Below are 11,812 nucleotides of genomic sequence, written 5' to 3' on the forward strand. Positions count from 1 at the left end.
GCAAGACCGGAACTCGGGAATTGAAATGCGATTGATTTATGCCTGTTTGACGGCCCTCGCTCTGGGCACTCCGGCGCTGTCAGAGCCTGCCATCGTGCTGGGCGACACCGCTTATGACACCTACGGCAAGCGGGTCTCGGTCAGCAGCGTCGTGCGCCTGGCCACCATAACCGGCGATCGCGTCAGCATGAGCGCCACCCGCGCCTATCTGCCGGCGGGCAAGATCCTGTTGGTGGGGCGCGGCCCGCTCTGCCGCAAGCAATCTCTCGATCTTTGGTGCTTTGCCGTCACCCAGGACGGGCTGCCCGTCTATGTGCGGGCTGACAGCAAGGGCTATTTCAAGGCCGATGGCTATGACGGCTTCATTGCCGTGGCGCAGCGTCCGGGGGCGGTGGAAACCACAGATGGCCGGCTGTTGGAATACAGCAGCTCCGAGCGATATCAGCTGGTCGATCACAGCGAGGATACGGTGACGCTGGCCGTTGGCCCCGAAAACCAGAAACCGGGGTTCGATGTCGCGACCACCGTCGAGATCCCGCGCGAGGACAGCGATTTTGTCTTTGTCGATACCGACGAGCTGCGCAGCGACATCAGCTATGCGCCGATCCGGCCCCTAACACGCGGCGATGCGTTGGCCCGGCTGGCGCGGGATATTGTCGACCTTGACCTTGACGCGCAAAGTTTTCGCGAAGCGCGCGACTTCTTCGAACGTCTCCTGGTCGAGGAGAAGAATTGCAGCGACGAGATCACTCTGGAACAGACCGCTGGTGTGGAACTGGCGGCAGGCGTGGGCGGTCTGCTCTCGGCCATCGACGCCAAGCTTCAGATTACCGCGACCTATGCCAAGAGCACCAGCTATCCCAAGGGGATGCAGATGCGCGCGCTCCGCTATGTGCAGGACCCGCCCGAGGATGGCGCCCGCTATTTCGAAATCTGGGAGCGCCTGAGCCATGAGGACGAGAGCTGCAAGGGCGTCATCTCGGCCCGGCTGACCGGGGCAGACGATGCCGAACGTGGCGGCGAAAGTGGCGAGATAACCACCCAATCGGCCCGTGACATGGGGCTTGGGGTCAGCGAAAGCCGCAAGTTCCCCTCTTATTCATGCGACCGCGAGTATTTCATCGCGCTCGATCACCTGACCTCGGCCGATGGGCGGCTGTCGCAGGCGGGAGCGGAGCTTATGGTCACCTACGCGATGCGCTATCAGGGTGCGGGGGGCATCAAATCGTGCCGTGACCGGGGGGGCAACGGATGATCGGCCTGCTAGTGTTGGCGCTGGGGCTGGTGCTGATCGCTGAGGGGGCGGTTTACGCGCTGGCGCCCGGCATGGTCGAAAGACTGCTCGAGATTCTACGTAGCCTACCATTGGCGGCGCGGCGGCAGACCGGCCTGCTGAGCATGGTGTTCGGTCTGATCCTGGTCTGGGGCGCCTATCAGATCGGGTTTTGACAGGTTTTGCGGGCGCCGGGGTGCCTGCGCTCTCATTTCCCCGCGATCCCGAGTTGCGGGCGGGGGCAAACTGACTACATTGTTGTCGAGACAGTGACTGGGCAGGGCCGCGCCCCCCGGTCGGCAGGTAGGTGACAAGGAGACCCCCAGTGCAGCCACAGGCACGCAGTATAGCCCGGACGCAGGATAGCAGGATGATCACCAACGCCCGGTTGATGGCGCTGGCGGGTCTGAGCGTGCTGTTCCTGCTGCTCCAGACCCTCATCGCCCAGGCCCGGCCCGAAAGCCTGGCGCCGCTGGCGGACAAGGTCAGCCCGGCGGTGGTCAACATCACCACCTCGACCCTGGTCGAGGGTCCGACCGGCCCGCAGGGAATAGTGCCCGAAGGTTCTCCATTCGAGGATTTCTTTCGCGAGTTTCAGGACCGCAACGGCGGTGGGGACCGGCCCCGGCGCAGCTCGGCGCTGGGCTCGGGCTTCGTGATCTCCGAGGACGGCTATATCGTCACCAACAACCATGTGATCGCCAAGGCCGACGAGATCCTGATCGAGTTCTTTCCCGGAGATGGCCAGCCGGCGCGCGAATTGCCGGCCAAGGTGGTGGGCACCGACGAGAATACCGATATCGCGCTGTTGAAGGTCGAGGCCGACGGGCCGCTGAAATATGTCAAGTTCGGCAATTCCGACACCGCGCGCGTGGGCGACTGGGTGATGGCGATGGGCAACCCGCTGGGGCAGGGCTTCTCGGTCTCGGCCGGTATCGTGTCGGCCCGTAACCGGGCGCTCAGCGGCAGCTATGACGATTACATCCAGACCGATGCGGCGATCAACCGGGGCAACTCCGGCGGCCCGCTGTTCAACATGGATGGCGAGGTGATCGGGGTGAACACCGCGATCCTGTCACCCAATGGCGGCTCGATCGGCATCGGTTTCTCAATGGCCTCGAACGTGGTTACCAAGGTGGTGGGCCAACTGCGCGAATATGGCGAGACCCGCCGGGGCTGGCTGGGTGTGCGCATTCAGGACGTGACCGAGGACATGGCCGAGGCGATGGGGCTGGAGAAGACCGGCGGCGCGCTGATCAGCGATGTGCCGGATGGTCCTGCCAAGGAGGCCGGGCTCAAGGCCGGTGACGTCATCCTGAGCTTTGACGGGGCCGAGGTGCGTGACACCCGCGACCTGGTGCGCCGGGTGGGCGAGAGCGAGGTCGGCAAATCGGTGCGTGTGGTGGTGTTCCGCGACGGTGGCACCCAGACCGTGCTGGTGACCCTTGGCCGTCGCGAGGACGCCGAGCGCGCCGGTTCGGGAACCGAGGACGAGAACGATGGCGGCCAGTCTGAGCCGGAAGCCAGCAAGAAAGAGTTCCTGGGCCTGACGGTCAGCGTGCTGACGTCGGATATGCGAACCGAGCTGGGCCTTGCCGACGATGCGACCGGGCTTGCAATCATCGCGGTCGACGAAGCGTCGGAAGCATTTGAAAAGGGATTGCGCACGGGTGACGTGATCACTGAGGCGGGGCAGCAGAAAGTTGCCACACTGGCCGATCTGGAAAACCGCATCGACGAGGCGCGCGAGGCGGGTCGCAAGTCGCTTCTGCTGCTGGTGCGGCGCGGCGGTGAACCGAGGTTCGTGGCGTTGAGCCTCGATCAGTGACGCGCGAGCACAATGACAAAAAAGCGGCCGGTTTTCCCGGCCGCTTTTCATTTGGCGAGGGGACGTGATGGGAGATTTGGTCGAAACGCTGCTGGAATGTGAAAACCGGGTCTGGCAAGCGCTTGTCGCGGGTGATGCCGCGGCGGATATCGCGGCGCTCGATCCGGGTTTTCTGGGGGTTTATCCGGACGGCTTTGCCGGACGGGACGACCATGCGGCGCAGCTGGCCGATGGTCCGACGGTTGCACGGTTCACCCTGTCGCAGGCCCGGGTGCTGGAACTGGCTCCGGGCTGTGCGGTGCTGAGCTATTTTGCCCGGTACCGCCGGGTCGGGCGGAAGGCGGACGAAGAGATGTATGTCAGCTCGATCTGGCGGCGGGATGGCGATGGCGGCTGGCGCAACCTGTTCAGTCAGGACACACCCGCGGTCGGTTGAGGCGCCAGAGAAAAAGAGCCATGTGCGGGGGCACATGGCTCAAGTGAGGTAATAGAGGTCAGTATGGGACGGAACACTGGGGATGCTCCCCGACCTCAGGACGGTAACCACGGTCAGGTATGATGGCGGTGACGATTCGGGTCTGTGACTCATGTCACAAGGGATGAAAATCCGGTGCCGGGGCCACGGTTCTCAGGCCGCAGGCACGGGTCAGATCTGATCGGGATCGGCCAGCGCCCGCAGAGCATGCGGGTCGCGGATCGCAAGTGTCCCGCGCCCCACATCGATCACGCCCAACCGCTTCCAGGTGGCCAGGGTCTTGGAAATCGCCTCGCGCGTCGCGCCGACATATTCTGCCAGCTCCGCCTGTGACAGTCGCACCGTCGCCCCGCCCGCGTCGTGCTGCGGTGCCAGGTGCAGCAGCTTGCGCGCCAGCCGGGTCGGGACCGGCAGAAACACCTGTTCGTTGAGTTGTCCGCCCATCCAGCGCATGCGCTGTCCGGCCAGCCGCACCATGTCGATGGCCAGTTCGGGATGCCGGTGAAGCTCAGCCATCACGTCGGCGCTGAGCACCCTGAGCACCCGCGACGGTTCTAGCGCCGTCACCGTTGCGGTGCGCGGGCCGGGATCGAACAGCGCGATCTCGCCGAACACCGCGCCGGGGCCGACCAGATCGAGCGATAGCTTGCGCCCGTCTAGCGAGAGGATCGAGATCTCCATCGCACCCGCCAGCACGGCATAAAGCGAGTCGCCCGGATCACCCTGCTTGAAGAGCGCTGCGCCGCGCTCAAGCCCGATCTCGGTGGCCTGGGCCGCCAGCATCTGTTTCAGCCTTGGCGAGGCGTCGGCCAGAAAGCCGCTATCGGGCAGGGATATCATGGCGTCGCGGACCTTTCACGGGCTTCAGGTCAATACCCTATGCCGGGGATGAGCGACACTCAAGTGGTGCGGCGGATCAGCCCTGATCCTGATCGGGGTCGATCATATGGGCCTGCAACAGGCCGAATTGCAGCATGATGAAGCCCATCAGCAGGATTGGAAAGCCAAAGGTCTCGATCTTGACCCAGAGATCGGTGGACATGTTGCGCCAGACAAGCTCGTTGGCCACCGCCAGTCCGGTGAACGCGCCGCACAGCCGCCGGGTCAGGATCATCCAGCCCTCATCGCGCATGGGCAGCACGTCGCCCAAGACATAGGCCAGGTAGGACCGACCCCGCATCAGCCCGATTCCCAGCAGGATGGCGAATACGCCATAGACCAACGTTGTCTTCATTTTAAAGAAGCGCTCGTCGTTGAACCAGGCAGTCAGCCCACCGAAGAAGATCACCATGAAGGCGGTGAAGATCTGCATCCGGCTGAGCTTGCCCGTCAGGGCCCAGAGCACCCCCATCGCCGCCAGCAGGATGGGGATGAAGACCAGCGTTGCCACTATGAATCCCGAGTATTCGGCCCCGGCGATCTCGAAGGTCTTTTCCTTGAGCCTGAGGTAGATCAGGAAAAAGGCCACGGTCGGGCCCAGTTCCAGCACCTGCTTGATGATCGGGTTGATGTCCTTTTCCGCCGCCATGCCGTTCCTGTCCATTCCTTCAGCCTCCGAACTCAACTATCACCGCACCCGCTGCGATCAACCCCATCAGAGCGATCCGGCGTGGCCCAACCGTCTCTTTCAGCACCAGCCAGCCGATGAGCGCGGCAAACACGGTCGAGGTTTCGCGCAGCACCGCGGCCTCGCCCACCTTGTCGAGCCGCGTGGCCAGCATGATGGCGCCGAAGGAGAGAAAGGCGGTAATGCCCCCGGCAAAGCCGCGCAGGATCAGGGGACCGGGTACGGGGCGGTGGATCATCGACCGCCAGCGCAGCCCGGCGATGACCGGAAACACCAGCCCGTCGATGAAGAAGAACCAGGCCAGAAAGGTGAACGGATCGGCGGTGGCGCGAATGCCATAGGCGTCATAGGTGGTGTAGAGTGCCACAAAGAGGCCGGTGACCGCGGCCAGCCCCAGCGCGGGCATCAACGTCTCGCGCGCGGTGTCGAGAAAGATCATGTTATAGACGGCAAGCCCGAAGATACCCGCCAGCAGGACGCCGACGCCCAGCCATTGCAGGCCGGTGAAGGTCTCGCCAAAGAGCAGATAGGCGCCGATCACGGTAAAGAGTGGCGCGGTGCCGCGCACCACCGGATAGACCACCGTATAGGCGCCCTTGGTATAGGCCATGGCCTGGAACAGCTTGTAGAAGACATGGATCAGCCAGGCGGTGGCGAAGATGGGCCACATATGCGGCTCGGGCCAGGGCACGACGAAAAAGGCGAAGGGCGCGGCCATCAGCGCATAGGTGCCGTCGATCGCACCCCGGCTGAGCCAGGGATCGTGACGGCCCTTTTGCAACGCGCCAAAGACCGCGTGCAGGAAGGCCGCCATGAGTGCGAGACCCAGCGCCAGGTCGTGACCGGCGGCGGTGCCTTCGAGCGAGACGAGCCAGGTGCTCATGATCGCGGCGGAGTGTTTCGGGGCCAGCGCCGGGGGGCTGTCTGCCCCCCGGACCCCCCGAGAGTATTTCTGGCGAAATGAAGGGGGATGGGCGTCATGCCTGGGTGTCGAGCCCGGTCAGCGCAGCGGCGAAATCCTGTGGATCGAAGGGGGCCAGATCGTCGATCTGTTCGCCCACCCCGATGGCGTGGATGGGCAGGCCGAAGCGATCGGCGAGCGAGACGAGAATGCCGCCCTTGGCGGTGCCGTCGAGCTTGGTCATCACCAGGCCCGAGACATCGGCCAGTTTCTGGAAGGTCTCGACCTGGCTGATCGCGTTCTGGCCGGTGGTGGCGTCGAGCACCAGAAGCGTGTTGTGGGGGGCGGTGTCGTCCTTCTTGCGGATGACGCGGACGATCTTGGCCAGTTCCTCCATCAGGTCGGCGCGGTTCTGCAACCGGCCCGCCGTGTCGATCAGCAGCAGGTCGGCGCCGTCCGCCTGGGCGCGGGTCATGGCGTCAAAGGCGAGCGAGGCGGGGTCGGAGCCTTCGGGCGCGGTCAGCACCGGCACACCGGCGCGGTCGCCCCAGACTTGGAGCTGTTCAACAGCCGCAGCGCGGAACGTGTCGCCTGCGGCGATCACCACCTTCTTGTCGGCGGCCTTGAACTGACTGGCGAGTTTGCCGATCGTTGTGGTCTTTCCCGAACCGTTGACGCCCACCACCAGCACCACCTGCGGGCGCTTGGGGTAAAGCGGCATCGGGCGGGCGACCGGTTCCATGATACGGGTGATTTCCTGCGCCAGCAGTTCCTTGATTTCTTGTGTCGAGAGTTTGCGCCCGATCCGCCCCTCGGCCATGTTGGCGGTGACGCGCAGGGCGGTATCGACGCCCATGTCGGCGGCGATCAGCAGCTCTTCGAGCTGCTCCAGCATGTCGTCGTCCAGCGTGCGGCGGACCACCGTCGCGGCGCCGGGGCGGGCGAAGAGGCGGCCCAGCAGGCCGCGACCCGTGCCGGTTTCCGCGGGCGGGGTCGGGTCGATGGGCTGCGGCGCCTCGGGCGGCATCGGTGCCGGGGTCGGATCGACCGGTTGGGGTTCCGGCATCTCGGGTGTGTCTGGCAGTTCCGGTACTGGCTGCGGAGCCGGGTCGGGCTCGGGGATGATCGGGTCGGGTTGCGTCGCAGTGATCGTCTCCTCGACCCCGCCATCCTCGACAATCGCGTCGAGCCCCTGTTCGATCTTCGAGGACGATTTGAACAGACGGTCCTTGAGTTTCGAGAAAAACGCCATGTCCGGCCCTCCGCTTGCGATCCTGTCTCACCTAATGCGGATTGGCGCCGGTTGCAAAGGGTCAGGTGAGCGCAAGGGCAAAGCCCATCTGCGCGCCCCAGTAGAGCGGCCAGACCAGGTAGGGGGTCAGGCGCAGGGCCGGGTGGCCGGAGGGCAGCAGGAATTTCTCGGTCGCGAGGATCATGTCCGAGGCGATGAAGGCGGCCGCGGCAGGTAGAACCCAGGCCAGCATGCCCGCCTGCGGCAGGGTCAGCGCCGCCATACCCATGCCGAGGATGATCGGGATATAGGCCAGCACCGGTCCCTTGAGGTCACCCGCACGGGTGCCGAGCAGGCGGGCCATCACCAGCCCCAGCACCGCGAGGCTCGCCACCAGTGGCCACTCTTCGGCAAGCCGCCCGGTCTCGCTGGTGGCATGGGTCAGGAACAGGGCGACATAGGCCAGGTGACCGGCGGCAAAGGCACCGACACCGGCCATGAAGGTGGCCTCGGTCTCGCGCGAGAGGAGCCAGTCGCCGAGCGAGCAGAGGGCCAGTGCCAGCACCAGCAGCGCAGGGCCACCCGTGACCAGCACCATCAGCGCAAGCAGCGCCACCGAGGCGGTCTTGACCGCGCTGCGCATCAGGCTGGCGGGGCGGGCGGTCAGCGCCAGATAGGTCAGGGCACAGGCGGCGGCAAGAAACAGGGATTGGGTCAAGGGTTCCTCCGGGCTGGTGCTTCAGTTGACGCGGGGTGCGCGTGGCGAGCAAGGGGATTTCCGCCAACCTGACGCGATGTTAAGCAAAGGTGACGATCGAGAGAGAGCCTGCATGTACCGCTATTTCCTTGCCAGCCTGTCGCCCTATGCGGTGCTTGGCACCGCCTGCCTGCTTGGGGGGGGCTGGGCCTGGGGCGCACTGATCTGGATGACCGTCTATGTCGCGGTGATGGACAAGCTGCCGGTGCGGCCGCTGGCAGCGACTGACTGGTCGGGTGCGCAAGCCTTGCCGGTGGTGCTGGCGAGTGCGCATTTCGCGCTCCTGGCACTTGCCATCCCGGTGCTGGCGCATGGGCCGCTGAGCGGCGCGCAGGCTGTGGCGCTGGGGATCGCTGTGGCGCTCTGTTTCGGGCAGGTGTCGAATTCGAACGCACATGAGTTGATCCACCGGGGGGACCGCTGGCAGCACTGGCTGGGGGCGGCGATCTATATCAGCCTGCTGTTCGGGCACCATGTCTCGGCCCATATGCGGGTGCATCACCTCTGGGTGGCGACACCGCGCGATCCGAATTCGGCCCGCCTGGGGCAGGGGTTCTGGAGCTTTCTGCCCCGCGCCTGGGCAGGTTCGTTTCAGGCCGGGCTGGCGGCCGAGCGGGCGCTGAGGAAGGGCCGGGGTGCGACACCCTATCGTGCCTATCTGGCAGGAGCGGCGGCGACACTGGCGGCAGCATGGATACTGGCAGGCGGACGTGGCGTTATGGTGCTGCTCTTGCTGGCAGCCTATGCGCAGATACAGCTGCTGCTGGCCGATTACATCCAGCACTACGGGCTTCGACGCAAGGCGTTGGCGGATGGCAAATACGCGCCCGCTGGCGCCTGCCATTCCTGGAATGCGCCGCATTGGTACAGTTCGGCGATGATGCTGAACGCGCCCCGCCATTCCGATCACCACCAGAACCCGGCTCGCGATTTCGCGGCGCTGCGGCTGGACCCCGGGATGCCGCAATGGCCCTATGCGATGCCCATCATGGCGGTTCTGGCAACGGTGCCGCCGCTTTGGCGGCGGGTTATGAATCCTCGGGTTCACGAGGTCACAGAGAACTGTGAGTAGCCCCCGGCGGCGGCTTCTGCCAAACTTGAGCGCATGATGCGATTGGCCCTGATTCTTGCGATGCTGGCACCACCGGTGCTGGCGCAGCCTGTCATGTCGGCGGAGGAGTTCGACCGCTATACGCAGGGCAAGACGCTGTTCTACGGCTTTGACGGTACCGCCTATGGTGTGGAGCGCTATCTTTCCGGGCGCAGGGTGATCTGGTCCTTTCTCGACGGCGATTGCAAGGAAGGCATCTGGTACGAGGCGGCGGGACAGATCTGTTTCGTTTACGAGGACAGGTCCGACCCGCAATGCTGGGTGTTTCGCGATACCGGCGGTGGGCTGGTGGCGCAGTTCGAGGGCGATCCGACCCAGACCGAACTCTACGAGGCCGACGAGATCGGCGAAGAGATGCTCTGTTACGGGCCGGATGTCGGGGTCTGAGGCCGGGCAGGGGGCGCTGCCCCCATCGCCTGCGGCGATTCCCCCGGAGTATTTTGGGCGAAATGAAGCGGTTCAGTTAACGCGGAGCTCGTCGTAAGAGACCATCACATGCTGGCGGAAGGCCGGACGCGCGCCGAGGCGTTGATAGTAGAGTTGCAGATGCGGCAAGGATGTGCGGGCGATGTCGATCTCGTAATAGCGATAGAGGATATGCCCCAGCTGAATATCGGCCAGGGTAAAGGCGTCTCCGGCAATATGTGTGTGGCGCGAAAGCTGGGTGTCGGCGACGGCGAGCTTTATCTCGAGTTCACGCACGGCACGGCTGATCGCGTCGAAATCGCGGTCTTTGGGAGCGGTGCGGACCACGCGCCAGAAGACGGGGGTGGTAAAGGCCAGGGCCACGTTCAGCTTGGCCCATTCCGCCCATTGATCGACGCGCGCCCGGCGGATGGGGTCGGCGGGCCAGAAGCTGTCCTTGCCATAGCGGGCGGCGAGATAGCGCAGGATTGCACCGGTTTCCCAGATCGGCGGGTTGGTGCCGTCCTTGAGCACGGGGATGGTGCGGTTGGGATTGAGGCGGGCGAACTCGGGCGTGTCGAGTCCGCCGTAGCGATGCCCGGCGTCATGGCGGATATGGGGCAGGTTGAGTTCACCCACGCACCACATCAGCGCCTGCACGTTCGAGGATGTCTTGCGCCCCCAGATCGTCAGCATCAGAACAGCGAGCCCTGCTCGGGCGGTTTCTGTTTCGGTTTGCTGGCGGGTTTTACCGGAGCGGCGCCGGTGTCGAGCGTGCCATCGGCGAATTCGATCTGCAGCGCGGCGGCCTTGGCGGCCTGCGCCCGGGTGGTCAGCAGCGCGCCCGCGTCGTCGCGCACGACGGCGTACCCGCGCGCCAGCGTTGCCTTGTAGCTTAGCTGGATGCGCAGCCGGTCCGTGGCCTCCAGTTGCTGGCGCAGGCGGTCGACTCGGCTGGTGTGGGCGTTTTGCAGGCGGTCAGAGAGTCGGGTGAGCTGTTCGCCTTGTGCGGTGATCTCGCGCTCCAGTGCGCGCGGCGACAGGCGCGAGCCGAGATGGGCGAGGCGGTCGCGGCGGGCATTGACCAGCGCGCGCAAGCTGGCGGGGCGCAGGGGAGCCGAGAGTTCGGCCAACCGCAGCCGACGCCGCTGCACCCCTTGGGTGAGAGCGGCGGGCAGGCGTTCGGCGGCGCGGTCGAGCCGCTGACGCGGCGTCTCCAGCAGGCTGTCGGGCCGGGGCAGCGCGCGCGACAGGTCGCGCAGGCGCTGAGCGCGGCGCTGCACCGCATCCGAGGCCGCGCGCGACAGGCGGGCGCCCTGTTCGCCGGTCCAGGCGAGCAGTTCGAGGCGGACGGGGACGGCCATCTCGGCCGCTGCTGTGGGGGTCGGTGCGCGCCGGTCCGAGACAAAGTCGATCAGCGTGGTGTCGGTCTCGTGCCCCACGGCCGAGATCAGTGGGATCTGGCTGGCCGCCGCCGCGCGGGCGACGATTTCCTCGTTGAAGCCCCACAGATCCTCGATCGAGCCGCCACCACGTGCCACGATCAGCAGATCGGGCCGGGGCAGCGCGCCACCGGGTGAGAGCCGGTTGAACCCTTCGATCGCGCGGGTCACCTCTGGGGCGCAATTGGCGCCCTGCACGGCCACCGGCCAGATCAGCACCTTACGCGGGAACCGGTCGCGCAGGCGGTGCAGAATATCGCGGATCACCGCCCCCTGCGGCGAGGTGATCACCCCGATGACCTGCGGCAGATAGGGCAGCGGCCGCTTGCGTTCGGGCGCGAACAGCCCCTCGGCCTCGAGCTGTTTCTTGCGTTTTTCCAGCAGCGCCATCAGCGCGCCCTGACCGGCGACCGCCACCTCGTCGACGTTCAGGTTGTATTTCGACTGGGCGCCAAAGGCGGTCAGGCGGCCGGTCACGACGACCTCCAACCCCTCTTCGGGCACCACCGACAGGCTGGCGACCTGACCCTTCCAGGTGGTGCAGGCCAGCACGTTTCGGTCGTCCTTGATGTCGTAATAAAGGTGTCCCGACCGGGCCTTGAAAACGCGCCCGACCTCGCCCCGCACCCGGATGCGGCCAAAGCTGCCCTCGAGCGTGCGCTTCACCTCGCCCGAGATCTCGGTGACGGTGAATTCGGGCATGTTCTGGCCCGGTTGGGGGTCGTCGAGGAGGTCCATGTCCGTGTCCTGATTTGCCTGCCGGGCCAGACTAGACGGGTCGGCGAAGAAGGCCAAGCTGGTCGCGCAACGCGCGTGTTTTTA

General features: G+C 65.5%; 13 protein-coding genes. 6 read left to right on the plus strand and 7 right to left on the minus strand.

Annotated features, from left to right (window positions below; genetic code table 11):
* Positions 1-46: 46 nt before the first annotated feature.
* The 4 genes from AC2FNA_RS15330 (at position 47) to AC2FNA_RS15345 (ending at position 3,537) form a co-directional block, all read left to right on the plus strand.
* Positions 47-1,255: a hypothetical protein gene (locus AC2FNA_RS15330; protein ID WP_496827954.1), complete on the plus strand. Its 1,209-nt coding sequence runs from the start codon at positions 47-49 to the stop codon at positions 1,253-1,255.
* A complete protein-coding gene (locus tag AC2FNA_RS15335) occupies positions 1,252-1,449 on the plus strand; it encodes a DUF2065 family protein (RefSeq protein ID WP_496827956.1) in 198 nt (65 codons plus the stop codon). The genes AC2FNA_RS15330 and AC2FNA_RS15335 overlap by 4 nt, the downstream gene beginning before the upstream one ends.
* Positions 1,450-1,643: 194 nt before the next feature.
* The gene (locus tag AC2FNA_RS15340; protein WP_496827958.1) at positions 1,644-3,101 is read left to right on the plus strand and encodes a DegQ family serine endoprotease; all 1,458 of its coding nucleotides are present in this window, start codon (positions 1,644-1,646) and stop codon (positions 3,099-3,101) included.
* Between the two features lie 67 nt (positions 3,102-3,168).
* A complete protein-coding gene (locus AC2FNA_RS15345) occupies positions 3,169-3,537 on the plus strand; it encodes a DUF4440 domain-containing protein (RefSeq protein ID WP_496827960.1) in 369 nt (122 codons plus the stop codon).
* A gap of 210 nt (positions 3,538-3,747) precedes the next feature.
* Here AC2FNA_RS15345 and AC2FNA_RS15350 read toward each other — a convergent pair whose 3' ends face one another.
* The 5 genes from AC2FNA_RS15350 to AC2FNA_RS15370 form a co-directional block, all read right to left on the minus strand.
* Positions 3,748-4,416, minus strand: a complete 669-nt coding sequence (locus AC2FNA_RS15350; protein ID WP_496827962.1) for a Crp/Fnr family transcriptional regulator — start codon at positions 4,414-4,416, stop codon at positions 3,748-3,750.
* Positions 4,417-4,492: 76 nt separating this feature from the next.
* The gene (locus AC2FNA_RS15355; protein WP_496828111.1) at positions 4,493-5,104 is read right to left on the minus strand and encodes an inner membrane-spanning protein YciB; all 612 of its coding nucleotides are present in this window, start codon (positions 5,102-5,104) and stop codon (positions 4,493-4,495) included.
* 19 nt (positions 5,105-5,123) lie between these two features.
* A complete protein-coding gene (locus AC2FNA_RS15360) occupies positions 5,124-6,026 on the minus strand; it encodes an EamA family transporter (protein ID WP_496827964.1) in 903 nt (300 codons plus the stop codon).
* A gap of 94 nt (positions 6,027-6,120) precedes the next feature.
* A complete protein-coding gene (gene ftsY, locus AC2FNA_RS15365) occupies positions 6,121-7,296 on the minus strand; it encodes a signal recognition particle-docking protein FtsY (protein WP_496827966.1) in 1,176 nt (391 codons plus the stop codon).
* A 61-nt stretch (positions 7,297-7,357) separates the two neighbouring features.
* The gene (locus AC2FNA_RS15370) at positions 7,358-7,993 is read right to left on the minus strand and encodes a lysoplasmalogenase (protein WP_496827968.1); all 636 of its coding nucleotides are present in this window, start codon (positions 7,991-7,993) and stop codon (positions 7,358-7,360) included.
* 112 nt (positions 7,994-8,105) lie between these two features.
* Between AC2FNA_RS15370 and AC2FNA_RS15375 the strand changes: the two genes are divergently transcribed.
* Both AC2FNA_RS15375 and AC2FNA_RS15380 read left to right on the plus strand, forming a co-directional pair.
* Entirely contained in the window at positions 8,106-9,104 is a 999-nt protein-coding gene (locus AC2FNA_RS15375) for an alkane 1-monooxygenase (RefSeq protein ID WP_496827970.1), read from the plus strand.
* A 36-nt stretch (positions 9,105-9,140) separates the two neighbouring features.
* The gene (locus tag AC2FNA_RS15380) at positions 9,141-9,530 is read left to right on the plus strand and encodes a hypothetical protein (protein WP_439653282.1); all 390 of its coding nucleotides are present in this window, start codon (positions 9,141-9,143) and stop codon (positions 9,528-9,530) included.
* A gap of 72 nt (positions 9,531-9,602) precedes the next feature.
* Here AC2FNA_RS15380 and AC2FNA_RS15385 read toward each other — a convergent pair whose 3' ends face one another.
* Together AC2FNA_RS15385 and xseA are read right to left on the minus strand one after the other, a co-directional pair.
* The gene (locus AC2FNA_RS15385; RefSeq protein WP_496827972.1) at positions 9,603-10,244 is read right to left on the minus strand and encodes a glutathione S-transferase family protein; all 642 of its coding nucleotides are present in this window, start codon (positions 10,242-10,244) and stop codon (positions 9,603-9,605) included.
* Positions 10,244-11,728: an exodeoxyribonuclease VII large subunit gene (gene xseA / locus AC2FNA_RS15390; RefSeq protein ID WP_496827974.1), complete on the minus strand. Its 1,485-nt coding sequence runs from the start codon at positions 11,726-11,728 to the stop codon at positions 10,244-10,246. Before xseA ends, AC2FNA_RS15385 begins: the two co-directional genes overlap by 1 nt.
* Positions 11,729-11,812: the final 84 nt, after the last annotated feature.

It is taken from the genome of Ruegeria sp. YKSD163, from assembly GCF_059612905.1.